Here is a 26,039-nt window from a genome sequence, read left to right as displayed (position 1 = left end):
GGTGAAACATTTTGCAAATCAAAGATCAATTAAAACAGCTTAAACCGTATCAACCTGGGAAACCAATTGAAGAGGTCAAAAAAGAATATCAATTAGACAAAATTGTGAAATTGGCTTCAAATGAAAACCCTTTTGGATGTTCCGTACATGCAAGAGAGGCGATACAGGCCGAGCTCGAACATTTAGCGATTTATCCAGATGGATACAGCGCAAGTTTAAGAACGGAGCTGGCTGAATTTCTTCAAGTAAGTGAAAAACAATTAATTTTCGGGAATGGCTCAGATGAACTTGTGCAAATTATTGCAAGAGCATTCCTTGATCAACATACAAATACCGTCATCCCATCTCCATCTTTTCCGCAATACCGTCACAATGCAGTGATTGAACATGCTGAAATTCGAGAAGTGCCTCTTTTAGACGGAGGAGCTCACGATCTGAAGGGCATGCTGGATGCGATCGATGAAAACACGAAGGTTGTCTGGGTATGTAATCCAAATAACCCGACGGGAAATCATTTGTCAGAATCTGAGCTTGTGGCGTTTTTAGACGAAGTGCCGGCTCACGTGCTTGTTGTACTAGATGAAGCGTATGTTGAATACGTTCGTGCAGAAGATTTTCCAGACAGTTTATCTTTATTACAATCCTATCAAAATGTCATTGTACTTCGAACGTTTTCTAAAGCGTATGGACTTGCAGCACTTCGAGTAGGTTATGGGATTGCATCAGAAGAGCTAATTACTGCCATTGAACCAGCGAGAGAGCCGTTTAATACTAGCCGTATCGCTCAGGCAGCTGCGCGTGCAGCGATAAAAGATCAAGACTTCATTCAATCATGCAGACAGAAAAATGAAGCAGGTCTCAAGCAATACCAAGATTTCGCTGACCGTTTTGGACTATATATCTATCCATCTCAAACAAACTTTGTGCTGATTGATTTTAAACGAGATGCAGATGAATTGTTCAATGCATTATTGAAAAAAGGTTACATTGTTCGTTCCGGTAAAGCACTTGGTTTTCCGACTTCTTTACGTATTACCGTCGGAACAAAAGACCAAAATGAAGAAATTCTAAGTACACTTGCCGATTTACTGCAAGGCATTCGTGCGTAGCATAACCATAAAGTCATATCCTAATGCAGGATATGGCTTTCATTGTACCAACCTCCTATACATATAAGCTGTTGAAATAGGTTGTTTAATTTTCGCGAAAAATCAGGTGATGAATATGAACGATGCAAACGAAACAATATTAATCGCTGGACTCGGTTTAATCGGTGGGTCCATTGCACTCTCGATTAAAAAAGAGTATCCTCATAAAAAAATTGTAGGATTTGATGTTTCCAAAGAGCAAATGGTTGCTGCAACAAAACTGGGAATTATTGATGCAACAGCTGATTCGTTTCTAGCGGGTTTAGAAGAATCTTCAACCATTATTTTGGCAACACCTGTCCAGCAAACAGTAAAGATGCTTAGTGATATTGCAGACTCTGGAATTGAAAGAGAGCTCACAATCACTGATGTCGGCAGCACAAAGCAAAAGGTCGTCCATTTTGCTGAAAAAGCGCTGCCTGAGCATTACCAATTTATTGGTGGCCATCCAATGGCAGGCTCTCATAAGTCAGGTGTTATTGCAGCAAAAGACTTTTTATTTGAAAATGCGTTCTACATTTTAACGCCTGCAAAGGAAACAAACCGTCAAGCTGTTGATCGGTTGATGAATTTGTTAAAGGGGACAAATGCTCATTTCATCGAGATGACACCAGAAGAACATGATGCTGTGACAAGTGTCATTAGCCATTTTCCTCATATTGTTGCAGCCAGCCTTGTGCATCAAGCGCATCATTTTGAAGAACAATTCCCACTTGTTAAACGGTTTGCTGCTGGAGGCTTTCGTGATATCACACGAATTGCTTCAAGTAATCCTGCAATGTGGCGGGATATCCTGCTGCACAATAAACATAAGATTTTAGACCGTTTTCATGAATGGAAAAAAGAGATTAACCGCATTGAGACCTTCGTACAGCAAGAAGATGCTGAAGGATTGTTCTCTTATTTTCAAGATGCAAAGGAATATCGCGATGGACTTCCTCTAAGGAAAAAAGGAGCTATTCCTTCTTTTTATGATCTGTATGTCGATGTTCCGGATCACCCTGGGGTCATTTCGGAGATTACAGGGCATCTAGCAAGTGAAAACATTAGTATTACAAATATCCGTATTATAGAGACGCGGGAAGACATTAATGGGATTTTACGCATTAGTTTTCAAACAGATGACGACCGGAAGCGTGCAGAAATCTGTATAAAAAATAGAGCGAATTACGATACATTTTATGCTGACTGAGGTGACAAACATGAAAATTCATAAAAATGCTCCTATGAATGGAGAAATTCATATCCCAGGTGATAAATCTATTTCACATAGATCAGTGATGTTTGGTGCAATTGCTGATGGAACCACAGTAGTGAAAAACTTTCTTCCTGGAGCTGATTGTTTAAGTACGATTGATTGCTTGAGAAAGATGGGCGTTGAAATTGAACAAAAAGGGACAGATGTTGTCATTCATGGTAAAGGACTTAAAGAGCTCAAGGAGCCGTCTGACATTCTCGATGTTGGCAACTCTGGTACAACCATTCGATTAATGATGGGAATATTAGCTGGTTGTGAGTTTCACAGTACACTAATTGGTGATGAGAGTATTGCCAAAAGACCAATGAAACGTGTGACGGGTCCGCTTAAACAACTAGGAGCCAAAATAGACGGCAGAGCAAATGGCGAGTATACACCACTGTCTATTCGTGGCGGTCATTTAAAAGGCATAACCTATGAGTCTCCAGTGGCAAGTGCACAAATTAAGTCAGCTGTCCTTTTAGCAGGGCTGCAAGCAGAGGGAACAACGACATTAACTGAACCACACAAATCAAGAGATCATACAGAAAGAATGCTCTCAATGTTTGGTGTGAAACTAGATGAAGATGAACAAAGTGTTTCCATTGAAGGCGGCCAAACATTAACAGCAACAGATATATTTGTTCCTGGGGACATCTCTTCAGCTGCATTTTTCCTTGTAGCTGGATCAATCGTTCCTAATAGCCGAATTGTTTTAAAAAATGTCGGGCTAAACAAAACAAGAACGGGTATTATTGATGTGCTGAAACTTATGGGGGCAAATCTTGAGATCAATGAAGTAGATGCCAAAGGCGGAGAACCGTACGGTGATTTAACCATTTCTACTTCATCATTAAAAGGGATTGAAATTTCTGGTGACATGATTTCAAGACTCATCGATGAAATTCCGATAATTGCGCTTCTTGCGACCCAAGCAGAAGGAACAACAATCATTAAAGATGCTGCTGAGTTAAAAGTAAAAGAAACCAATCGAATTGATACAGTCGTATCAGAACTTAAAAAACTCGGTGCTGATATTGAAGCAACAGATGATGGTATGAAGATTCATGGTAAAACTACGCTTCAAGGCGGCGCAGTCGTCTCAAGCTACGGAGATCACCGTATCGGTATGATGCTGGGAATTGCCGCATGTGTGACAAAGCAAGCAATTGAGATTGAAGATACAGAAGCTGTTCGTGTCTCATACCCGAATTTCTTTGAACACATTGAATATTTAACAAAAACAGTCTGAGGATGTCCTCAGGCTTTTTCTTTCCTTCTGCATATTTGTCAGAAATATAGCATAGCTTGTCTCAAGGTGAAACCTTGAAAAAAACATTTTGTCCGATAAAAATAGTGTCTGCAGTTTACAAATCATCAGTTTCGTATAGGATGAAATGAAAAACAGTCTTTAAAACACAAAAATGGGTTCATTTTAAAAGAGCAACATATTTGCTGGATGTGCACCTGTCGATTATGATATGAAGTAACAATAGTTTAGGTTTTTGGAAACAGAAAGGAACGGTTTGATTTGAATAGTTCATTACAAGAAGCCATAAAATTAGTTGAGGCGGGTGAGACTGAAAAAGGACTCCAAACACTTGCTCAAGCAGAGAAGCATTTGCATGATGAAGAAAAGGCGCAAGCGGCTCAATTATATTATGATTGGGGAGATATCGATAAAGCACGGAATCTCATCAGTGATTTACATGATTTATATCCAGAGGAAACAGGTTTAACGTGTTTTTATGCAGAGCTGCTGATTGATTCTGATGAAGAAGAGAAGGCGATTGCAGTATTAGAAACGATTCCTGAAGATGATGATGCGTACCCAGAGAGTTTATTGTTAATGGCAGATTTGTATCAGATGCAAGGACTATTTGAAGTCAGTGAACAAAAGCTTTTAAAAGCGAAAGAACTACTTCCGAATGAAGCTATCATCGATTTTGCATTAGGTGAGTTGTATTTTTCTCAAGGTCTTTCAAAGAAAGCGGCTGATTTTTTCTACAAAGTGGCAGATCAACAGCATGAGGTTGGCGGTGTCAATGTGTATCAGCGGCTCGCTGAATCGCTCAGTACAGCTGGAGAATTTGAGGATGCACTTGAATGGTACGAAAAGGCAGTAAAAGATCAAGCAGACCCGAACACTCTTTTTGGCTATGGATTTACAGCGATGAGGGCTGGCAGAACAAAAACAGCCATTCAGCAGCTTACAGAACTGAAAGATATTGATCCGTCCTATTCGTCACTTTATATGCCTTTAGCGAAAAGTTATGAGGAAGAAGGACTATATCACGAGGCTTTAGAGGTAGTAAAAGAGGGTATTAAAGTTGATGAGTATAACAAAGAATTATATTTATATGGTGCCAAGATTGATTTGAAAAATGGGGATTCAGTAGATGCGAAAAAACTGCTTCAAGAAGCACTTGCTCTCGATCCGGGTTATATTGAAGCAGTTCAAACATTGCTGGCGATTTATTTAAATGAAGAGCTGTTTGATGAAATTCTAGATGTTATAAAAGAGGTTAAAAGCTTTGGGGAAGATGATCCAAAATGGAATTGGTATGCAGCATCTGCTTCTGTCGGGCGAGAAGAATACAAAGAAGCTGCCGAGTATTTCAAGCTTGCCCTGCCTGATTTTGATGAGGAACGTGACTTTTTATATGAATACGCTTCGTTCCTTTTAGAAGAGGGCAGACAAAAAGAAGCATTGCCGTTATTACGCAAAGTTCTAGAGAAAGATGGCACAAATGAAGAAATTGAAGAAACGATTTTAAGAATTGAAGACGAAATTTCCTTATAGTTTGCAGGAATGAAGAACTGGTTTGTTGAATAATTCATGTATAGCAATTTAATTTACGATAGAGGAGGGAATAACATGCAGACCCCTGTTTCTGTCAATGAAAAGAAGGAATTTATCCGGTGGTTCTTAAACCATTATCAGCTAAAGCGAAGAGAGTGTGTTTGGATATTAAATTATTTAATGAGTCACGACTCTTTGATGGAAAAGGTTCATTTTGTAGAGCAAGCAGAATTTTGCCCAAGGGGAATCATCATGTCAACACACTGTGTGGATGAAGTTCCCTTTAGATTTTATAAAGAAAACATCATGACGACAGATGCTGAAAAATCATTTCATGATATTCGTTTGAATAAACAGCAGGACTTGTTTATTCAATTGAATTTCCGTTCTGCTTATCGTTCGCCGGAATATGCAGCTGTTCTTGAAACAAATCCCCATATTCCAAAGGATCTTTATGAGAATGAAAAAGATAAGGATCTTGCTGAGAAAGTGCTTGAGCACTCAATCGCAACTTTCCAAAAAGAACGGCTCATGAAAGAGATAGATGAAGCACTTGACCGTCATGATCAAGAAACATTTAATAAGCTGGCAAAAGAATTAAGCCTATTGTCATAAACTGAACGAATAAGCCTTGCCCTATACAGGCAGGGCTTATGTCATGAAAGAGGGGAAATTGATGAAGTTTCAAGCAGAGGACGCGGATCGCTTTTTGCAATCTAAATCTTACATTGATACCGCTATCATTCCATTAGTTGGGATTAACGCAGATCAAATGAAACAAACCGTGTCTTTAGGAGAGTTTACTATTCTTGTAGCAGAGGAACTTGAAAGACAATTAAAAGGGCGGGTTTTTCTTTTTCCACCACATACATATTTAGAAGTGAGTGACCGGAAACAAGAAGACATACTCACAATGAAGCAGTCGCTCAAAGATCATTTTCAGCATGTCGCACTGATCACATCTGATCACCAGTGGAAAGAGCATGCTGAGATCAGCGAATCGCTATTTTTGCTCAAGCCGGTTCCGCTGGAGCATTTGAAGGTTGAATTAAAGCAAAAAGTCATTCAAGACAGTGTAGAACAAATTTTGAACTTTTTGTTACAAAAATGGAACCCTTCATAAAAACCCTTACATTTGCATTGTACATAGCTTTTTAGGATGTTGACCTTGTGAATAGATTGATATATTATGAGGGTGTCCTAGTTTTATGAAATTTTTTCTAATTCAGTTATAAAGTAGCTGACGACCTGAGGGGGGGAGAAAAAAATGAGCGAGAAGAGACATGGAGTGTCCAGGCGTCAATTTTTGAATTACACGTTGACCGGCGTGGGGGGATTTATGGCCGCTGGAATGCTCATGCCTATGGTTCGCTTTGCGCTTGACCCTGTGCTAAAAGGAACAGAGGATCAGGATATGGTTCAAGTTGTCAGTGTAGATGAACTGACAAAGGAACCGAAGCGCTTTGACTTTAAAATTGATCAAGTAGATGCATGGTATGAGTCAAAGGAATCTAGGTCAGCATGGGTGTACAAAGAAGGGGATGAAATTGTCGCTTTATCGCCAATCTGTAAACATTTAGGATGTACAGTGAACTGGAACAGTGATCCGAAAAATCCAAACAAATTTTTCTGCCCGTGCCATTATGGGCTGTACGACAAGGATGGTACAAACGTACCCGGAACTCCACCGCTTGCACCGCTTGACCATTATAAGCAGCAAGTGAAGGACGGATACCTCTATCTTGGAAAAGCTGTGCCGAAAGGGGAAGGGTAACGATGCTTAACAAGATTTACGATTGGGTAGATGAGCGGCTAGACATTACACCGATATGGAGAGATATTGCGGATCACGAGGTGCCAGAGCACGTCAATCCAGCACATCATTTCTCCGCTTTTGTGTACTGTTTTGGCGGTTTAACGTTTTTTGTGACAGTCATTCAAGTCCTGTCGGGCATGTTTTTAACGATGTATTACGTGCCGGATATTAAAAATGCCTGGGAATCTGTCTATTATTTGCAAAATGAAGTGGCATTTGGCCAGATTGTCAGAGGGATGCACCACTGGGGTGCGAGTTTAGTCATTGTGATGATGTTTTTACATACGCTAAGGGTCTTTTTCCAAGGGGCGTATAAAAAGCCTAGAGAGCTGAACTGGATTGTTGGTGTGCTCATTTTCTTTGTGATGCTTGGACTTGGTTTTACAGGCTATCTTTTACCATGGGATATGAAGGCGCTGTTTGCGACGAAGGTTGGTCTTCAAATAGCAGAAGCAACACCTTTCATTGGTAAAGAGATCAAAACGCTGCTTGCAGGTCATCCTGACATTGTAGGGGCACAAACGCTGACGAGATTCTTCGCTATCCACGTCTTTTTCTTGCCAGCGGCATTATTTGGGCTGATGGCTGCCCACTTTATTATGATTCGTAAGCAAGGAATTTCTGGACCGCTATAAAATGTTGCGTTTGATGAATGTTCAATGAGGAGGGGATGACTTTGCATAGGGGAAAAGGGATGAAGTTTGTCGGAGATTCCAGAATACCGGCAGAAAGAAAACCTAACATACCTAAAGACTATTCCGAATATCCGGGAAAAACAGAAGCCTTTTGGCCGAACTTTCTTTTAAAGGAATGGCTTGTAGGTGCCGTTTTTTTAATTGGGTTTCTTGTCCTAACTGTTGTTCATGCGCCTCCGCTTGAGCGGATGGCTGATCCGACAGATACTGGCTATATTCCGCTGCCAGACTGGTATTTCCTATTTTTGTACCAGTTATTAAAATATGAATTTGCTGCAGGTAGCTTTACTGTCGTCGGCGCGATGATTATGCCTGGAATCGCGTTTGGTGCACTTTTGCTCGCACCATTTCTTGATTCAGGTCCAGAACGCAGACCGTATAGAAGACCAATTGCTGTAGGGATGATGATCCTTGCAGTCGGCGCAGCAACATATTTAACGTGGGAGTCTGTTGCAACCCATGATTGGGAAGCAGCGGCAAAACAAGGTGAGATTAAGAAAGAAGCAGAGATTGATACTTCAGCTGAAGAGTATAAAATTTATCAAGAGCAGACATGTATCTCCTGTCACGGGGATAACATGCAGGGCGGAGCAGCCGGACCGTCACTCGTTGACAACGGTCTTTCGCCTGAGGAGATCGCTAAAATCGCTGTAGAAGGAAAAGGCAACATGCCTAAGGGTGTCTTTAAAGGCAGTGATGAAGAACTCGAGAAGCTCTCTAAATATTTATCCGAGGTCAAATCAAAATAATTCAGTTGTTTAAATGCAAGTACAAGGATATACTCAAAAGAGAAAAAGCTGGCGCTGTCAGCTTTTTTCTGATTTTAACAGATCGTGAGTGAAGAGACATATGAGATGGATTCAATATTTGCTAGCGACGCGCTACCTGCTTGTGCTGGTGCTTATGATCAATTTCCTTGGCACTGTGTACGGATACTATTGGTATATTCCGCAGCTCGTAGAGACGCCGGCTGTCTTTTTAGCTTTTGTACCAGACAGTCCAACGGCCAGCTTTTTCTTTTTATTTGTATTACTTGCGTTTTTGATGAAACGAAATGCTCCTTATTTTGAAGCACTTGCTCTTGTGACCTTGATTAAATATGGGCTATGGGCGGTAGGAATGAATATCTTTGTGCTTTTATCTGTTGATGATTTTCCGTGGGAAGGCTACATGCTGATTGGGTCTCACTTTGCGATGGCGGTTCAGGCCGTATTGTTTGCGCCGTATTATCGTTTCCAAATGCGTCATCTCGTGGTAGCGGGAATTTGGATTTTACATAACGATGTGATTGATTATGTATTTGGTATGATGCCGCGTTATTCTATGCTGTCTGCCTATTCAAACGAGATCGGTTATGCGACGTTTTGGTTAAGTATCGCGGTTCTTCTTGTTTCGTATTATCTCGTTCTATCGAAAAAATCGGTCAAGCTGGAACTCCCTTAACAATGTTGGTCTAACCTTGTCCTTTTCTTCATACGCTGTAAGGAGAAGGGCTAGGAGGGACTTGCATGAAACGAAAGCCAATCGCGATGATTCTATTATTTTTTCTCGTATTACATCCTGCTGTTGCCAAAGGTGAGGAAACAGCTGCTAACACGCTGCAAGAATTAACGGAACTATCAGATTCCATCTTTCAATTAACGAGACAAGCTAAATATGATGAGGCATTACAAGTCGCATTGTATGTTGAAAAGACATTTAAAGCTGAGAATTGGCGTGGAACTTTGACGAATACGCAGATTCGGCAAATTACACTTGGCTATCAAGATATGATAAAAGGGCTGCCGCAGGAAGAATTGAATGAGCGCGAAAAGCTTCGTTATGCTTCTCAATTTAGAATGCTGCTTGATGCGATCCAGTCGGATTCTGAGCCTCTTTGGGGTTCGCTCGAGAAGCCCATTATGGGGTCTTTTCCTACTTTGAAAAAAGAAGTGAAAGATCCAGAATCGACGACATTTTATGAAACTTGGAATGAGCTGGTTTCTTTATACGATATGATCTATCCGAGCTTAACCATTGATATTTCGCCTGAAAAGCTCCAGACGATTAAGCAGCATATGGAAGTGATTGAGCAAGGTGAATTTTTAAAAGCATCAAGTGGGACAAAGCTTGAACGTCTCACGAAGCTGGAAGAGGATTTATCGAGTGTGTTTGCTCACGTCGATGAAGATGAAGCTGATCCATCCCTTTTATGGGTCATCTTAACAACTGGGAGTATCATTTTACTAACGTTAACGTATGTTGGATTTCGGAAATATCGTGCTGAAAAAGAAAAGAAGCAAAAACGTCAGGCTGATTATCCTAAATCATAAAAAAAGAAGCCCAAAACTGGTGCTTCTTTTTTAATGTGGATTGAGCGGCTTTTTGTGTTCATCTAATGTAAAGCCTTCACCGAGTACATCATGCACGTCACTGACTGATACGAACGCATGAGGATCGACTGAGGTTACGACGCTTTTGAGGTGGACAAGCTCGTTTTTCGGAACGACGCAATAAAGGACGTTGCGCTCCTGCTTCGTATAGGAACCGACCCCTTTTAAGATGGTGACACCGCGCTCCATTTCATCCGTGATTTTCTTTTGAATGATGTCATCTTTTTCAGAGATAATCATGGCGCCTTTGGCAGCGTAAGCGCCTTCTTGCATGAAGTCAATGACCTTCGCAGCAACAAATACTGCGACAAGTGTATACATCGCTTCTTTATAGTTTAAGTAGGTAAGAGAAATGGTAATGACGCATGCGTCGAAGATGAACATTGTTCGTCCCATGGCCACCTGATAATGCTTGTTGATCAGCCTTGCAATGATGTCTACACCGCCTGTTGTACCGCCGAATTTAAAGATGATCCCGAGGCCTGTTCCGATAAACACACCTGCAAAGAGGGCGGCTAAGGCTAAATCGTGCTGGAGAGGCATATGTATTTGAAAGCGCTGGAAGATGGCAAGAAAGACAGAAAGACTAACTGTGCCTACAATTGTATAAGTAAACATCGTTCTGCCGAGCATTTTCCAGCCAATAAAAAAGATCGGAATGTTTAAGACAAGGTTTGAAATAGATGGGTCAATGTGAAATAGAAAATATAAAAGCAGTGTAATACCTGTAAATCCGCCTTCCGCCAAATTGTTCTGCATATTAAAATGAACAAGACCGAAAGAAAAAATCGCAGATCCTATTAAAATAAATACGATATTTTTAAGACGAATTTCTTTTAGCAAGAGATCACTCCTTTTTTTGCTTAGACAGCGATAATATTATATGGTATGGGAGAGAAACAAGCAAACTGAGTCTTAAACATTTGTCAAATATTTATGATTTCGCTAACATGTAAGAGATGGATAGGAGGATGAGCTTCATGACGAAAGAAAAAACGCTGCGTCAAGTGCAGCAAGAAGTAGATGATTACATAGGACAATTTAAAGAAGGCTATTTCAGCCCGCTTGCCATGATGGCCCGTCTGACAGAAGAATTGGGAGAGCTGGCAAGAGAGGTTAACCATTACTATGGAGAAAAGCCGAAAAAAACAACGGAAACAGAAAAAAGCATGGAAGAAGAGATAGGCGATGTATTGTTTGTGTTAACATGCCTCGCTAATTCACTTGATATTTCACTAGAAGAAGCACATGACCGTGTGATGCATAAATTCAACACAAGAGATAAAGACCGCTGGACGAAAAAAGAAGGGAAGTAGAGACGATGACGAACGAAACCATCAAAGTAGTAATCGCTGGAGCAAGAGGAAGAATGGGGATAGAAGCTGTGAAGCTGGCGGAAGAAACAGGCCATTTTCAGCTGGTGGCCGCACTTGATCACGTGCATGAAGGAAAAAAATTATCTGATGTGATTCATACGACCTCTCATGCGCCAATTTATACGGATATTGATGTGTGTCTTTCAGAAACAGCACCAGATGTATTAATTGATCTGACGACACCAGAAATCGGGAAAGTACATACAAAAAAAGCACTTGAACATGGCGTGCGTCCAGTCGTAGGCACAACTGGATTTTCAGAAGATGACCTAAAAGAGCTTCAGCAATTAACAGAAGAAAAGGGCATAGGCTGTATTATTGCGCCAAACTTTGCTGTCGGTGCAGTCTTAATGATGAAATTTGCCAAAATGGCCGCGAATTATTTTCCTGACGTTGAAATCATTGAGCTTCACCATGATAAAAAACTAGATGCCCCAAGCGGTACGGGCTTAAAAACGGCTGAAATGATTGCAGAAGTAAGAGAAAGCAAAAAGCAGGGACATCCAGAAGAGAAAGAATTGATCGAAGGGGCACGAGGAGCAGATTATGATGGTATCCGTCTTCACAGCGTGAGACTTCCTGGTATGATTGCACATCAAGAAGTGCTGTTTGGAATGGACGGACAGACGCTCACCATTCGTCATGATTCTTATAACCGTGCATCCTTTATGTCAGGCGTGAAACTTTCAGTGGAACAGGTCATGCACATTGATCAGCTCGTCTATGGTTTAGAAAATATCATCGACTAATAAGGAGTGGATTCCTGATGAACATTGCTTTAATCGCTCACGATAAGAAAAAAAGTGACATGATACAGTTTGCCACCGCGTACCGTGATATTTTGGCAGATCATACACTTTACGCAACAGGGACAACAGGTTTGAGAGTGAAAGAAGCGACGGGGCTTCCCATTCATCGTTTCCAGTCAGGACCACTTGGGGGAGATCAGCAGATCGGTGCTTTAATTGCTGATAATGCAATGGATCTTGTGCTCTTTTTTAGAGACCCACTAACTGCGCAGCCGCATGAACCGGATGTATCTGCACTCATCCGGCTTTGCGATGTGTATACCATTCCATTAGCCACCAATATGGGAACCGCTGAAATTTTAGTCAGGAATTTAAATAAAGGTACGTTTGATTTTCGAGATGTAGCAAAAAACGGAGGAACAAATGAAACGACTTGATATCCTTGCATTCGGTGCCCATAGCGATGATGTAGAGATCGGAATGGGCGGAACGATTGCAAAATACGTGAAAAAAGGGGCGCGCGTCGGGATTTGCGACTTGACCCAAGCCGAATTATCTTCAAATGGAACGGTAGAGAGCCGCAAAGAAGAAGCAAAAGCCGCCGCCGCTATTTTAGGTGTCAGAGCGAGAATCCAGCTCACACTGCCAGATAGAGGGCTGTATCTAAATGACGAAGCGATGAAGGAAATTGCGGGCGTGATTCGAACATACAAACCGAAACTGATTTTCGCTCCGCACCACCAAGATCGGCATCCAGATCATGGCCATGCGGGCTCACTTGTAGAAGAGGCCGCTTTTTCTGCAGGCATACATAAATTTGAAGATTCATACAAGCAGCCAGCGCATAAAATAAGCCAAATGTATTATTACATGATTAATGGGCACCATCGTCCAGATTTTGTGATCGATATTTCTGAGGAAATGCACCAAAAAATTGATAGCTTGCATGCGTATAAAAGCCAATTTATTAAATCGGCAAATTCAGTAGAGACACCTCTTGTGAACGGTTATATTGATTTTGTCAAAATGAGAGAGTCTATGTATGGAAGAGAAGTCAACAAAGCTTATGCAGAAGGGTTTATCACAAAGAAACCACTTTTGTTGGATGATGACTTACTTGGGGGGTAATTATGAAAAAACTGAAGGTCGGAATTACTTGTTATCCAAGTGTCGGCGGATCGGGCATTATAGCCACGGAGCTTGGAAAACGTTTAGCTGAAAAAGGGCACGATGTTCATTTCATTACCTCTAGCATTCCGTTTAGGCTTAATAAAGTGTATCCGAATATTTATTTTCATGAGGTGGATGTGAATCAATATGCTGTCTTTCAATATCCGCCTTATGACCTTGCGCTGGCAAGTAAATTGGCAGAAGTCGCAAAACGAGAAAAGCTTGATATTATTCACGCGCATTATGCAGTCCCGCACGCTGTCTGTGCGTTTCTAGCCAAACAAATGACTGGACACTCTGTGAAAGTCGTTACGACGCTTCATGGAACGGATATTACGGTTTTAGGCTATGATCCATCATTAAAGGAAGTCATTCGGTTCGCCATCGAATCATCGGATCGTGTGACGGCGGTGTCGCATTCATTAGCTGCGCAGACGTACGATCTCATCAAACCAGATAAAAAGATTGATACGATTCATAATTTTGTTGATGAACGGGTGTATTTGCGTGAAGATCACGATTTGCTAAAGACACATTATGGTCTTTTACCGAACGAAAAGGTCATCATCCATGTATCAAACTTTCGAAAAGTGAAACGGGTGCATGATGTGATTCATGTGTTTCAAAAGATTTCTGAACAGGTGCAGGCAAAGCTGTTGCTCATTGGTGATGGTCCTGAAAAATCGGTCGTATGCGAACTTGTGAAAAAACTGGGACTGACAGACCGCGTGTTGTTTTTAGGAAAGCAAGAGAAGGTTGAGGAGCTTTATTCAATAAGTGATTTGAAGTTGCTTCTTTCAGAGAAGGAGAGCTTTGGGCTTGTGCTTCTTGAAGCAATGGCGTGCGGTGTCCCTTGTATCGGAACGGATGTCGGAGGTATTCCAGAGGTCATTACACATGGAGAAACAGGGTTTCTTGTCCCGCTCGGCGATATAGACGGAGCAGCAAAGCACGCAGTGTCTCTGCTAAAAGACGAAGCGCTTCATGAAAAAGTGTCAGCGGCAGCTCAATCTAGTGTTCAGGCTCAATTCTCCTCTGAAAAGATTGTGAGTGAATATGAAAAGCTTTACCTAGAATTGATCGAAGGTGATGTTGAAGATGAATGAACCATTCACACATGCGATCCCTATATTACATACACTGCACGAACATGGGCATCAGGCTTACTTTGTCGGCGGAGCGGTGAGAGATGTTCTATTAGGACGGGAAATCGGCGATATCGATATTGCGACAGATGCAACACCTGATAAGGTTGAGTCCTTATTTGAAAAAACAGTAGATGTCGGTAAGGAGCATGGAACTGTCATTGTGTTGCATGAGGGTGTCAGCTATGAGGTCACGACATTTCGAACGGAATCAGAATATGAAGATTTTCGCAGACCGAAAGAAGTGGCGTTTATTACGTCGCTTAAGGAAGATCTTTTAAGAAGAGATTTAACGATTAATGCGATGGCCATGGATATAAACGGGGAAATCATTGATCATGTAGGTGGTAAACAGGATATTAAGCGGAAACGAATTCAAACCGTAGGAGATCCTGCGTGCCGCTTTCAAGAAGATGCGCTTCGCATGATGAGAGCTGTCCGTTTTTTAAGCCAGCTTGGCTTTGAGCTGGCAGATGAGACGGCTGAAGCTATGAAAAAAGATAAGCATCTGCTTGCCAACATATCGGTTGAGCGCAAAAAGATTGAAATGGAGAAGCTTTTAAAAGGCCGTCATTGTGAGCAGGCCATTCAAGTGCTCATCTCAACTAAGTTATATGAAGAATTACCAGGTCTCAAAGAGGATCGTCTTCACGAATCCTTTCAATCCTTTCCATATTACTTGCTGGATGGACTAGAAGAGGTATGGGGGGCTTGTATCCATTTGCTTGGCCTAGATGAAGCGGAAGCTGCGGTCTTCTTAAAAGAATGGAAGCTGTCAACGAAGCTTTTGAAAGACGCAATGGCTATTAGTAAATACGTTGATTGTGACTGGGATGCGGAAAACATGTTTGAAGCTGGTGAACACGTGCTCTTATCTAGTTTGAAGATCACGCAGCTAAAACATGAACGCCGCATTTTCTTTGATGAGCTGGAGGCAGCGAAGCGTTCTTATGATGTACTGCCGATTAAAAAGCTCCAAGACCTCGCTGTTTCAGGAAAAGATTTAATGGCCTTTCGGCAAAAGACGTCTGGGAAATGGATTGCAGAAGAGCTTGATCTTGTGAAAAAAGCCGTTTTGCAAAACCGTTTAGAAAACCGAAAAGAAGCCATAGAGGAGTGGCTTAAAGCATGCGATCCGCAATTAGAAAACGATTAATTGAACTATTTACAGCATCCGGCCAGGATTTTGTCTCAAGTCAGCAAATTTGTGATGAGCTTGGCTGCTCCCGAACGGCTGTATGGAAGCATATGGAGGATTTGCGAAAAGAGGGGTATGAGGTAGAAGCGGTCAGAAGAAAAGGATACCGTCTGCTTCGTAAACCGGACAAAATTAGTGAGGACGAAATTCTGTTTGGTCTTGAAACAGAGAGCTTCGGCAGGCATATTTACTTTCAGAAAGAAGTCGCTTCAACTCAGCTGATTGCCCATGATCTTGTAAATGAAGGTGCGTCCCACGGCACGATCGTTGTCAGCGATCATCAGACAGACGGAAAAGGACGCCTTCAAAGAACGTGGCATTCACCCAATGGGACAGGCATTTGGATGAGTCTCATTCTCCGGCCTGAGATCCCGCTCTATAAAGCGCCGCAAATGACGCTTTTGGCATCTGTAGCCATCGCAGAAGCGATTGAGCGGCAAACAGGACTCGCTCCATCTATAAAATGGCCAAACGATATTTTGTTGAATGGGAAAAAGGTCGTTGGCATTCTGACTGAATTAAAAGCAGAAGCTGACCAGGTTCATGCGGTCATTATTGGACCGGGCATTAATGTGAACCAAACAGCTGATGACTTCCCGGATGAACTAAAGGATGTCGCCACAAGTCTGCGAATGGAACTGAATGAAAAAGTGGATCGGGCTGCACTCATACAACAGATCATGTCCACCTTTGAAAAAAGATATGATGATTATATGCAGCAAGGATTTGCGCCGATTAAACAATTATGGGAATCGTTTGCGATGACGATCGGTCAACATATTGTTGCCCGCACCGTCAATGGGCAATATTCGGGGAAGGCGCTTGGAATCAATGAAGAAGGTGTTTTATTGCTTGAAACGGAGGACGGTATCCAAAAAATCTACTCCGCAGACATTGAGATCAAGTCAACTTGAGTGGAACACCCGGCACATTTTTGATATACTTCGTGTGGGCAGTATCTGCAAAGAACTGTACCTGTTAGGAAGAAAAATTTGATAAATTTCTGCCTTGATCCTAAGGGACTTGGACAGAGGGATGATTCGCCGCACATGAGAAATCAAAGCATGTGATGTGAGGCAAGCCATTTCCTCTCCAGAATGAGGAGGAACAAATGAAGACAAAGTTAGATTTTTTCAAAATGAAAGAACAAAATGAACCTATTGTGATGCTGACTGCATACGACTATCCAGCTGCAAAGCAAGCGGAAAAAGCGGAAGTCGACATGATCTTAGTTGGTGATTCACTTGGGATGGTTGTACTTGGACTAGATTCCACAGTTCAAGTCACGATGGATGATATGATCCATCACACCAAAGCAGTGAAAAGAGGCGCAAAAGACACATTTGTTGTGACTGATATGCCATTTATGTCTTACCATTATTCGTTAGAAGAAACAATGAAAAATGCAGCACGCATCATGCAAGAAAGCGGTGCCGATGCCTTAAAGCTAGAAGGCGGAGATGGAGTATTTGAATCCATTCAAGCTCTAACAAGAGGCGGCATTCCTGTCGTCAGTCATTTAGGCCTCACACCTCAATCTGTTGGTGTACTTGGCGGGTATAAGGTGCAAGGAAAAGACCACGAAAGTGCTCAAAAATTGATTGAAGACAGCTTGAAATGTGAGGAAGCTGGTGCAATCGCACTTGTGCTGGAATGCGTACCTGGCGAACTGACAAAACGAATTACCGACATGCTGAAGATTCCTGTGATCGGAATTGGTGCAGGAGCTGAGGCAGACGGACAAGTTCTTGTTTACCATGATGTGGTAGGATACGGGGTGTCTAGAACACCTAAGTTTGTGAAACAATACGCGCAAATTGATACTGTTTTAGAAGAAGCGCTCATTCAATATACAAAAGAAGTAAAAGCACGCACATTTCCAGAGGACATGCACACGTTTCATATCAAAGAAGAAGTCCTTGATGGCTTATATGGGGGAATCAAAAAATGAACGTTGTCACCCATATTCACGAGCTAAAAGAATTAATCAAGCAGCATCAAGATAAGCAGCATTCCATCGGCTTTGTTCCGACGATGGGCTTTCTTCATGAAGGACATCTGACGCTTGCGAAGGAGGCAAGAGGACAAAATGACATTGTCGTGATGAGTATTTTTGTCAATCCTTTGCAATTTGGACCAAATGAAGACTTTGAATCCTATCCAAGGGATATAGAAAGAGACCAGCGTCTTGCAGAAGCAGCAGGAGTGGACATTTTATTTACACCTGATGTGAAGGAAATGTACCAAAATGAACCATCTATTACGATGACGGTTCAAAAGCGGACGGATGTCTTATGCGGAAAAAAACGTCCAGGACATTTTGACGGCGTTGTCACTGTGCTTACAAAGCTGTTTCATCTTGTGTCACCAACAAATGTCTACTTTGGTCTAAAGGATGCACAGCAAGTCGCTGTGATCGATGCGATGATCAAGGATTTCTTCTTTGATCTTCACCTTGTATCTGTACCAACAGTCAGAGAAGAAGACGGTTTAGCGAAAAGCTCAAGGAATGTGTACTTGTCAGAAAAAGAAAGACAAGAAGCACCTGCTTTATACCGCGCATTAACAAAAGGACGGTCAGCTGTTGAAAAAGGTGAACGTGATGTCAGCCGTGTGTATCAGCTGATTGAAGAGGAACTTGTTCAGACGAGCGGGGAAATTGATTATATTGAGATCTACTCATATCCAGAACTTGAGCCGCTTGAACAGTTAGCAGGTCAAGTCATTATGGCGATTGCGGTGAAATTTTCACGGGCAAGACTGATTGATAATGTGATTTTCCATGTTCCTGAAAGCGGTGAAAAACATGTATAGAACCTTTATGACATCTAAGCTTCATAAAGCGACGGTAACAGAAGCAAACTTACATTATGTAGGAAGTATTACAATTGACGAAGATTTACTTGATGCGGCAGGTATGATGGCAAATGAGAAAGTACAAATTGTCAATAATCATAATGGCGCGAGACTTGAAACATATATTATTCCTGGCGAAAGAAAGAGCGGTGTCATTTGTCTAAATGGGGCGGCGGCGAGACTCGTTCAGCCAGGGGATGAAGTCATTATTATCGCTTATGGGATGCTGTCAGAAGAAGAAGCAAAGACACATACACCAAAAGTGGTCGTGTTAAATAAACAAAATCAAATTGAACAAATGATTGGGCAAGAGCCTGCTAGAACGATTTTATAACGCAAGTTCCGTAGAAACAGAACAGTTTCAGGAAGAGAAGCTGTTCTGTTTCATCTATTTTGTCCAGAGCGTGTTTCACTTCAGGGTGAAACGAGGAATTGAGGTGTCCATTTTATGACCGATCAAAGGTTTGTTGTCGTTGATATTGAAACCACCGGGAATTCACCTAAAAAAGGTGATAAAATCATTCAAATAGCTGCGGTGGTCATTGAAAATGGACAAATTGTCGAACGGTATTCAAAATATGTGAACCCGGGAAAAGCAATCCCTGGATTTATTGAACAGCTGACAGGCATTCAGCAGCACATGGTTGACGATGCGGTGTTTTTTGAGGACATTGCCCAAGAGGTGTATGACCTCATACAGGGTGCTTATTTTGTTGCGCACAATGTTCATTTTGATTTGAATTTTTTAAATGATGAACTAAAAGCATGCGGGAAAAATGAGCTGGATGTGCTAGCAATTGATACAGTTGAGATTTCTAGAATTCTTTATCCTGAGCTTGAAGGTTATAAGCTCACTGAATTAAGTGAAGAGCTCATGCTTCCACATGACCACCCGCATAGGGCGGATAGTGATGCGGAAGTTACTGCCATGTTATTTTTAACTTTATTACATCAATTAAAACATACACCGCAAAATGTGCTGAAGCAGCTGCGCAGATTATCTTCTTATCTCCTAAGTGATATAGGGCTCTTAATTAAGCAGCTTGAAACGAGCCAAGCCAGCCTGGAAGATTCTTTGGTGGAAGTCGGCTCTTTTGCTGTAAAAGATGTCACCAATCCTATCAGTAGGGCGACACATTCAGTAGGTGAAAATGATGAAAAGCTGTTTGAGGAGATCAAAAAGAAACTTCCGCAAACGGTAGAAGGCTATGAGGTAAGAGAAGGCCAGCTTACGATGATGAATAAAGTGAGAGACGTGTTTCATGAACGAGCCTATGCATTAATTGAAGCGGCACCAGGTATTGGGAAAACGCTCGCTTACCTCATCCCAGCCGCTCTAGAAGCGAGGAAATCAGGAAAACCTGTCATTATTAGTACATATTCCATTCTTTTGCAGCAGCAAATGCTTCAGCGCGATGTGCCGATCTTGAATCAACTGCTCCCGTTTAAGCCTGTTGCCTGTGTCTTTAAAGGGCGGGCGCATTATATTTGTTTAGATAAGTTTGAGCATGTGCTTCATGAGGAAGATGATAACTATGATGTGGTCTTAACGAAGGCGCAAATTTTAATGTGGCTCCTTGTAACGGAAACAGGTGATTTATCTGAACTGAATTTACCGTCAGGAGCCGCCAATATAAAAGACCGCATTTCCTGTGTACATATGCCGTTTACATCAAAAAAGCGCCGTTTTAAAGAGTATTGCTTTTATGAGCGCGCCAAAAAAAGGGCAAAAACAGCTGATTTAATTTTAACGAATCATCGTCTGCTTTTATCACAAACGGAGGCATCGTCTATCTTTCAGCATGCTGACGTATATGTGATAGACGAAGCCCATCAATTTGAGAAAACAGCCAATGAAACACTAGGGGATAGTGCGTCTTATATCCAGCTTCATGCGAAATTAACGCAGCTTGGCTCCTTGCAAGGCGGACTGTTAAAGAAACTGAAAAAGAGATTTCATCATGCAGGGTTACAGACGGACACATTTATTGAAATGGATGAGTATCTGAATCAGCTTCAAATGGAAAGTGATGCTTTCTTTAGCACCGTTCATTCATTTGTGAAAAGGACAAAACCAAAAGCCGACATCAATCGTCTCATTCATAGAGTACGTCATCATTCAAAGCATGCTCAGTGGAAACGGATTAAAGAAACGGCAAGTAAACTTTGTTCCTTGTTAATTGCTTGTGAGAAGCTGTATGAGCAGCAAAAAAACGAGCTTCTTCAAAAAAGTGAACAGCTGACAGAACACTTTGCCTTTGAAGCAGAGGAATACGACCAAGTCATGTCGTTTATGCATACTTTTTGCAGTACGCTTTACCGGTTTATCTTTGAACCGAAAAACGATGAAACGGTTTGGATTGAAATTGATGCAAAGGGCGCCAAAAACGCTGTCTTTATGCATGCACAGCCGTTAGATACTGGGGAGCTTTTGGCTGATCGTTTCTTTATGAACAAAAAGAGTGTCGTCCTTACATCAGGGACGCTTACGATCAATCACCGCTTTGATTATTGCTTGGAACGGTTTGGCCTGCAAGATTTTTACCCTCATCTTGTGCAAATTGATTCACCTTTCGAACTTGAAAAACAGCTCAAGGTCATTGTTCCGGCAGACATGCCGCCGATTACAAATCGTGATGAACGAGATTATGTAAAGCAAGCTGCGCAATATATTAAGATTATGGAAAAGCAGCAGCATGCAAAAATATTGGTTTTGTTTAATTCACATGAGATGTTAAAAGCAGTCTATGAAGAGCTAAAAACAGAAGGGATGCAGTCCGCCCTTTTTGCTCAAGGTCTGACAGGCGGAAGCCCCGTAAAATTAACGAAAATGTTCAAATTAGCAAAACAAGCTATTTTACTTGGTACGGGTAGCTTTTGGGAAGGTGTTGATTTTCCAGGCTCAGAGCTGACTACAGTCATCATGGCACGTCTTCCGTTCCGGCCGCCTGATTCTCCGCTCATTGAAGCAAAATGTGATGCAGCTAAAAAACAAGGGAAGAATCCATTTAAAGCCGTCGCTTTACCAGAAGCTGTGTTAACCTTTAAGCAAGGAGCTGGACGCTTGCTGCGCTCTGAAAAAGACATTGGCACATTGCTGATTTTAGACCGCCGAGTGAAAACCGCTTCATATGGAAAACTATTTTTAGAATCACTCCCTCATGCGCCAGTTCACGAGATGTCAAAAGAGTCACTTGAGGCGTATATAGAAAACCTTAACAACGAAAAGCCGCTGTCATAAGCGGCCTTTAGCTGGTGTGGGTTTGGAGTTAATTTATCGTAACGGTTTTTTGTGTTCCGTTGTAAAAATAGTATCGGTTCCCGTGCAGAAAAGTATGACTAACAATATTTACGTACCGAGGAGGAAATAGAAGTGGAAAGTAAAATAGAGGTACTTTCAACTGTTCAAATTAAGCATTCAGAAGACCTGTACAAAATCGTTGATGTATTGAACAGAACGCTTAAAAGAGAAGATCTCATGTTTGGATTAGCATTAGATCAAGAAGACCAAAATCAAGCGGTATTTACGATATATCGCACATAGGGGAAGCTTGACATGAAAAAAATAGTCTGGATTATTTCATCTGTAGTGGCTCTCGTTCTGCTCATTGGCATCATCAGCTTTACGTGGATTTATCAAATTGCCATGGGACAAAGAGAACAAGGGCATGAAGCAGCGATCGAACGAGCAAAAGAACAAGCAAACATCGTACAAGTGGAGCAAGTGGAAACCTTTGTCGGGAAAGAAAAGCAATTTATTGTTGAAGGGAAAAACAAACAGAATGAAACGACCTACGTTTGGGTTCCTGCCAGCAAAAAAGAAAAAGTGATCGCAAAAAAAGCAAAAGAAGGCATTACCTCGAATCAAGCAGTACAAGCCGTTCAAAAGGAGAACACGGTCACTAAGCTAAAAGAAGTCAAATTAGCGAGAGAAGGTGACGTACTCCTTTGGGAAGTGACGTACTTAAATGAGAACAATCAATATAGCTTCAGCTATGTCGACTTTTCGACAGGACGCGTGGAAAAAAATTTAACACCGTAGTTTCTCCTGTCTTGCGTTGACCATGCTGATTTAGAACGGTTATAATAAAATGTATGAAAAAAGATTCACACCTGACAAATAGGTGAGTTTCTTTCTGGCTTTGGAGGGAATTATGTTGAAAACAACGATTAATCAAGTGTTCAAACACGTCGATCAAGAAGTAACCATCGGCGCATGGATTGCCAATAAACGTTCAAGCGGAAAAATTGCATTTTTGCAGCTGCGTGACGGGACAGGCTTTATTCAAGGAGTCGTAGTAAAAGCAGAAGTGGAAGAGGAAGTCTTTAAGCTTGCGAAATCAGTCACACAAGAAACATCTGTCTATGTGACAGGTCAAGTGACAAAAGATGAGCGTTCACCACTAGGTTTTGAATTACAAGTGAAATCCATTGAAGTGATTCATGAAGCGACAGATTACCCAATTACACCGAAAGAGCATGGAACAGAATTCTTAATGGATCACCGTCATTTATGGCTTCGTTCTAAAAAACAGCATGCCATTATGAAAATCCGTAACGAAATTATTCGTGCTACATATGAATATTTCCATCGAGAAGGTTTCGTGAAAGTAGATCCGCCAATTTTAACTGGAAGTGCACCTGAGGGCACAACGGAACTGTTTGCTACTAAATATTTTGATGAAGATGCGTACCTTTCTCAAAGTGGTCAGCTTTACATGGAAGCTGCAGCAATGGCACTCGGAAAAGTATTCTCATTTGGCCCAACATTTAGAGCAGAAAAATCTAAAACAAAACGTCATTTAATTGAGTTTTGGATGATCGAGCCTGAGATGGCTTTTGTCGAATTCAATGAAAACCTTGAGTATCAAGAAAATTATGTGTCTCATGTTGTTCAAAGTGTACTTGAAAACTGTAAAGTGGAGCTGCATACACTAGGTCGTGATACAGCGAAATTAGAAAACATCAAAGCACCATTCCCGCGCATCACTTACGATGAAGCGATTAAATTCTTGCAGGAAAAAGGCTTTGATGATATCGAATGGGGAGATGATTTCGGGGCGCCTCACGAAACAGCGATTGCCGAAAGCTATGATAAACCAGTGTTTATCACTCATTACCCAACATCATTAAAACCGTTCTATATGCAGCCAGCACCAGATCGTGAAGATGTTGTCCTTTGTGCAGACTTGATTGCACCAGAAGGCTACGGAGAGATTATTGGCGGTTCTGAGCGTGTTCATGATTTAGAGCTTCTTGAAGCAAGATTGAAAGAACATGGGCTTGATCAGGAAACTTACAAATGGTATACAGAATTAAGACAATACGGTTCTGTACCGCATTCAGGTTTTGGTCTTGGACTTGAACGTACAGTTGCTTGGATTAGTGGAGCGCCGCATGTGCGTGAAACCATTCCTTTCCCAAGATTATTAAACCGTTTATACCCTTAAGACGTGAAAGCCTCCAACAAATGGAGGCTTTTTCAAACGTCTTTTTAGGGAGGCACGTGAAATAAAACGTGATATACTTAAAATGAAGAGGTGTATCCGATGAATAGGCAGCAATTTATTAATATGCAGCAAATGGGGGCGACAAGTTTGCCTAATTTGCTGATTGCTCATTATGAGCAGTTAGGACTGAATGAATCACAGATGATGGTCATGCTCAAGATTAAAATGAATGAAGAACAAGGTGTTTTCTTTCAAACATTTGAAGAACTTTCTCATGGAATGACCATATCAGCAGAAGAGTGCGCGTATATGGTGCAGCATCTGATTCAAAAAGGATTTATCTCAATTCAGCCATTTGAAGACAGGTCTGGTATTCAGCATGACCGTTACTCAGTAGAACCTTTATGGGGCGTGCTGTATGACTTTTTAGAAACAAAACAGGCGAAAGAAGTTCAAAAACAACATGTGCAGGCAGAAAAATCTTTATATGCTTTATTTGAAGATGAATTCGGCAGACCGCTGTCTCCTCTTGAAGGAGAAACACTTTCGATCTGGATGGATCAAGACCATCATGATGCTGAGATGATTCGGCTAGCGCTAAGAGAAGCTGTTTTATCAGGGAAATTAAATTTCCGTTATATTGATCGAATTTTATTTGAGTGGAAAAAGAAAGGGCTGAAAACAGCGGAAGAAGCAAAAGAGCATAGCCAGCATTTCCGTTCTCAGCAGAAAACGCCACCTTCAAAAGAAGAGACGTCCACTTATAAACGACAAGTTCCTTTTTATAATTGGCTGGAACAATAACCAATAAAGGAGAAGGCATGTTATCAAAAAAACAAATCAATGAGTGTTTAGATATTATAGGAGATATGTTTCCAGAGGCGGAGTGTGAGCTTGTTCATGCCAATCCATTTGAGCTTGTGATTGCTGTTGCACTCTCTGCTCAGTGTACAGACGTGCTTGTAAACAAAGTCACCAAAACGTTATTTCAAAAATATAAAACACCAGAAGACTATTTAAGTGTACCGCTTGAAGAACTGCAGCAAGATATTCGCTCGATTGGTCTTTATCGAAATAAGGCTAAAAACATTCAAAAGTTGAGCAAAATGCTGATTGAAGAATATGGCGGTGAAGTACCAAAGGACCGGGATGAGCTTGTCAAGCTTCCTGGGGTTGGCCGGAAAACAGCAAATGTCGTCGTTTCAGTCGCTTTTGGGGTACCGGCAATAGCAGTAGATACACATGTAGAACGAGTCAGCAAGCGTCTAGGCATCTGCCGCTGGAAGGATTCTGTGCTTGAAGTAGAGCAAACCTTGATGAAAAAGGTGCCAAAAGAAGATTGGTCTGTGACGCATCACCGCCTGATCTTTTTTGGGAGATATCATTGTAAGGCGCAGCGGCCGCAGTGCGAATCGTGTCCGCTTCTTGATATGTGCAGGGAAGGGCAGAAGAGGCTGAAAAAAGGACTGGTGAAGCTCGCATGAGCGGGGCAGCTGTTTTCACCTCATATGTCGAAAAGCTAAAAGAGAAAAAGGTAGAGATTAAAGGTGATCGAGTAGATATACTGAGAGCCAACCCGCTCGCATATGATCTATCTTCGGAACCTTTAACAGACGAGCTTCCATGGCAGGAAACAGAAGAATTTGTTCCAGTCATGTTCGAACTGTGGAACGAATTAAAAGAAAAAATGCTTCCTCGTTTCCAAACAAGGAAATCTCGCTGTGATGAAGATGATATGCTGCAAGGAATCGTCAGTATGATTGCGATGTTTTACTGGATCAAGGGGGAGAGTGTCCAAACGTTTGAATGGGAACTTATCAAGCAAGAGACATTTCCTGTTGCTCCGATTAATTGGACGGAACGTTTAGAGTTCATTTTGTTAAAACCTACTCAATATCACTGCTTTATTCAATTGGACGAGCTATACACGGAATTAAAAAAGCAGTATGGAAAATATGAAGCACTTAAGAAAATCAGACAGCAACGTTAAAAAAAGCACTTGCCAAGGAGGCAAGTGCTTTTTC

Annotated in this window: 29 protein-coding genes; 28 read left to right on the top strand and 1 reads right to left on the bottom strand. The window is 41.5% G+C overall.

All coding sequences use genetic code 11. The features are described 5' to 3' along the window. Positions 1-11 precede the first annotated feature (11 nt). From hisC to ypjB, 11 genes are all read left to right on the top strand, one after another. Positions 12-1,109, top strand: coding sequence for a histidinol-phosphate transaminase (gene hisC / locus AMR95_RS07055; RefSeq protein ID WP_058837953.1), 1,098 nt, complete (start codon positions 12-14; stop codon positions 1,107-1,109). 115 nt (positions 1,110-1,224) lie between these two features. Further along, a complete protein-coding gene (locus AMR95_RS07050; protein ID WP_058837952.1) occupies positions 1,225-2,340 on the top strand; it encodes a prephenate dehydrogenase in 1,116 nt (371 codons plus the stop codon). Positions 2,341-2,350: 10 nt separating this feature from the next. Then, positions 2,351-3,637 carry a 3-phosphoshikimate 1-carboxyvinyltransferase gene (gene aroA, locus AMR95_RS07045; protein WP_058837951.1) on the top strand — a complete coding sequence of 429 codons (1,287 nt, stop codon included), beginning with the start codon at positions 2,351-2,353 and terminating at the stop codon, positions 3,635-3,637. Positions 3,638-3,916: 279 nt separating this feature from the next. Further along, entirely contained in the window at positions 3,917-5,188 is a 1,272-nt protein-coding gene (locus AMR95_RS07040; RefSeq protein WP_058837950.1) for a tetratricopeptide repeat protein, read from the top strand. A 75-nt stretch (positions 5,189-5,263) separates the two neighbouring features. Beyond that, positions 5,264-5,803 carry a ReoY family proteolytic degradation factor gene (locus AMR95_RS07035; RefSeq protein WP_008344562.1) on the top strand — a complete coding sequence of 180 codons (540 nt, stop codon included), beginning with the start codon at positions 5,264-5,266 and terminating at the stop codon, positions 5,801-5,803. Between the two features lie 61 nt (positions 5,804-5,864). Further along, on the top strand, positions 5,865-6,311 hold the full coding sequence (locus tag AMR95_RS07030; protein ID WP_058837949.1) for a YpiF family protein: 447 nt from the start codon (positions 5,865-5,867) through the stop codon (positions 6,309-6,311). Positions 6,312-6,455: 144 nt separating this feature from the next. Next, positions 6,456-6,962, top strand: coding sequence for a ubiquinol-cytochrome c reductase iron-sulfur subunit (locus tag AMR95_RS07025; protein WP_007500911.1), 507 nt, complete (start codon positions 6,456-6,458; stop codon positions 6,960-6,962). Between the two features lie 2 nt (positions 6,963-6,964). After that, positions 6,965-7,639, top strand: coding sequence for a menaquinol-cytochrome c reductase cytochrome b subunit (qcrB, locus tag AMR95_RS07020; protein WP_003215804.1), 675 nt, complete (start codon positions 6,965-6,967; stop codon positions 7,637-7,639). Between the two features lie 41 nt (positions 7,640-7,680). Continuing rightward, positions 7,681-8,448 carry a menaquinol-cytochrome c reductase cytochrome b/c subunit gene (locus tag AMR95_RS07015; protein ID WP_039179522.1) on the top strand — a complete coding sequence of 256 codons (768 nt, stop codon included), beginning with the start codon at positions 7,681-7,683 and terminating at the stop codon, positions 8,446-8,448. 100 nt (positions 8,449-8,548) lie between these two features. Beyond that, positions 8,549-9,142, top strand: a complete 594-nt coding sequence (locus AMR95_RS07010) for a DUF1405 domain-containing protein (RefSeq protein ID WP_039179519.1) — start codon at positions 8,549-8,551, stop codon at positions 9,140-9,142. 65 nt (positions 9,143-9,207) lie between these two features. Continuing rightward, entirely contained in the window at positions 9,208-10,011 is an 804-nt protein-coding gene (gene ypjB / locus AMR95_RS07005; protein ID WP_034280441.1) for a sporulation protein YpjB, read from the top strand. A 30-nt stretch (positions 10,012-10,041) separates the two neighbouring features. Here the strand turns inward: ypjB and AMR95_RS07000 are convergent, their stop codons facing one another. After that, the gene (locus AMR95_RS07000) at positions 10,042-10,914 is read right to left on the bottom strand and encodes a YitT family protein (RefSeq protein WP_024422789.1); all 873 of its coding nucleotides are present in this window, start codon (positions 10,912-10,914) and stop codon (positions 10,042-10,044) included. A 137-nt stretch (positions 10,915-11,051) separates the two neighbouring features. Here AMR95_RS07000 and AMR95_RS06995 point away from each other — a divergent pair, with 137 nt between their 5' ends. From AMR95_RS06995 to AMR95_RS06920, 17 genes are all read left to right on the top strand, one after another. Further along, positions 11,052-11,387, top strand: coding sequence for a nucleotide pyrophosphohydrolase (locus AMR95_RS06995; RefSeq protein ID WP_058837948.1), 336 nt, complete (start codon positions 11,052-11,054; stop codon positions 11,385-11,387). 5 nt (positions 11,388-11,392) lie between these two features. Beyond that, on the top strand, positions 11,393-12,196 hold the full coding sequence (dapB, locus tag AMR95_RS06990) for a 4-hydroxy-tetrahydrodipicolinate reductase (RefSeq protein ID WP_039179514.1): 804 nt from the start codon (positions 11,393-11,395) through the stop codon (positions 12,194-12,196). 17 nt (positions 12,197-12,213) lie between these two features. Beyond that, positions 12,214-12,633, top strand: coding sequence for a methylglyoxal synthase (gene mgsA / locus AMR95_RS06985; protein ID WP_034280445.1), 420 nt, complete (start codon positions 12,214-12,216; stop codon positions 12,631-12,633). Next, positions 12,620-13,324 (top strand): bacillithiol biosynthesis deacetylase BshB1, encoded by a 705-nt coding sequence (gene bshB1 / locus AMR95_RS06980; RefSeq protein WP_058837947.1) that lies wholly within the window; start codon positions 12,620-12,622, stop codon positions 13,322-13,324. Before mgsA ends, bshB1 begins: the two co-directional genes overlap by 14 nt. A gap of 2 nt (positions 13,325-13,326) precedes the next feature. Beyond that, the gene (gene bshA / locus AMR95_RS06975; RefSeq protein ID WP_058837946.1) at positions 13,327-14,472 is read left to right on the top strand and encodes an N-acetyl-alpha-D-glucosaminyl L-malate synthase BshA; all 1,146 of its coding nucleotides are present in this window, start codon (positions 13,327-13,329) and stop codon (positions 14,470-14,472) included. Then, entirely contained in the window at positions 14,465-15,667 is a 1,203-nt protein-coding gene (locus AMR95_RS06970) for a CCA tRNA nucleotidyltransferase (protein ID WP_058837945.1), read from the top strand. The genes bshA and AMR95_RS06970 overlap by 8 nt, the downstream gene beginning before the upstream one ends. Continuing rightward, entirely contained in the window at positions 15,640-16,623 is a 984-nt protein-coding gene (locus AMR95_RS06965; protein WP_058837944.1) for a biotin--[acetyl-CoA-carboxylase] ligase, read from the top strand. The genes AMR95_RS06970 and AMR95_RS06965 overlap by 28 nt, the downstream gene beginning before the upstream one ends. A gap of 197 nt (positions 16,624-16,820) precedes the next feature. Then, the gene (panB, locus tag AMR95_RS06960; protein WP_024422781.1) at positions 16,821-17,660 is read left to right on the top strand and encodes a 3-methyl-2-oxobutanoate hydroxymethyltransferase; all 840 of its coding nucleotides are present in this window, start codon (positions 16,821-16,823) and stop codon (positions 17,658-17,660) included. Continuing rightward, complete coding sequence (panC, locus tag AMR95_RS06955) at positions 17,657-18,523, top strand: pantoate--beta-alanine ligase (protein WP_058837943.1); 867 nt, start codon at positions 17,657-17,659, stop codon at positions 18,521-18,523. The genes panB and panC overlap by 4 nt, the downstream gene beginning before the upstream one ends. Further along, positions 18,516-18,899 carry an aspartate 1-decarboxylase gene (gene panD, locus AMR95_RS06950; RefSeq protein ID WP_024422780.1) on the top strand — a complete coding sequence of 128 codons (384 nt, stop codon included), beginning with the start codon at positions 18,516-18,518 and terminating at the stop codon, positions 18,897-18,899. Before panC ends, panD begins: the two co-directional genes overlap by 8 nt. 114 nt (positions 18,900-19,013) lie before the next feature. Continuing rightward, entirely contained in the window at positions 19,014-21,806 is a 2,793-nt protein-coding gene (gene dinG, locus AMR95_RS06945; RefSeq protein WP_058837942.1) for an ATP-dependent DNA helicase DinG, read from the top strand. Between the two features lie 132 nt (positions 21,807-21,938). Next, positions 21,939-22,109 carry a YpmA family protein gene (locus AMR95_RS18795; protein WP_064497519.1) on the top strand — a complete coding sequence of 57 codons (171 nt, stop codon included), beginning with the start codon at positions 21,939-21,941 and terminating at the stop codon, positions 22,107-22,109. A gap of 12 nt (positions 22,110-22,121) precedes the next feature. Continuing rightward, positions 22,122-22,607 carry a cell wall elongation/penicillin-binding protein regulator TseB gene (gene tseB, locus AMR95_RS06940; RefSeq protein WP_058837941.1) on the top strand — a complete coding sequence of 162 codons (486 nt, stop codon included), beginning with the start codon at positions 22,122-22,124 and terminating at the stop codon, positions 22,605-22,607. Between the two features lie 115 nt (positions 22,608-22,722). Then, the gene (asnS, locus tag AMR95_RS06935; RefSeq protein ID WP_156414536.1) at positions 22,723-24,015 is read left to right on the top strand and encodes an asparagine--tRNA ligase; all 1,293 of its coding nucleotides are present in this window, start codon (positions 22,723-22,725) and stop codon (positions 24,013-24,015) included. A gap of 99 nt (positions 24,016-24,114) precedes the next feature. Further along, entirely contained in the window at positions 24,115-24,819 is a 705-nt protein-coding gene (locus tag AMR95_RS06930; RefSeq protein WP_058837939.1) for a DnaD domain-containing protein, read from the top strand. A 17-nt stretch (positions 24,820-24,836) separates the two neighbouring features. Continuing rightward, the gene (nth, locus tag AMR95_RS06925) at positions 24,837-25,499 is read left to right on the top strand and encodes an endonuclease III (protein ID WP_024422776.1); all 663 of its coding nucleotides are present in this window, start codon (positions 24,837-24,839) and stop codon (positions 25,497-25,499) included. Further along, positions 25,496-26,005, top strand: coding sequence for a YpoC family protein (locus AMR95_RS06920; RefSeq protein ID WP_058837938.1), 510 nt, complete (start codon positions 25,496-25,498; stop codon positions 26,003-26,005). The genes nth and AMR95_RS06920 overlap by 4 nt, the downstream gene beginning before the upstream one ends. The last annotated feature ends 34 nt before the right edge of the window (positions 26,006-26,039 follow it).

This window comes from Bacillus sp. G1(2015b) (assembly GCF_001482475.1).
GTDB lineage: Bacteria > Bacillota > Bacilli > Bacillales > Bacillaceae > Bacillus > Bacillus safensis.
The sequence above is the reverse complement of the archived record's forward strand: the minus strand, read 5'-3'. Positions and strand labels throughout refer to the sequence as shown.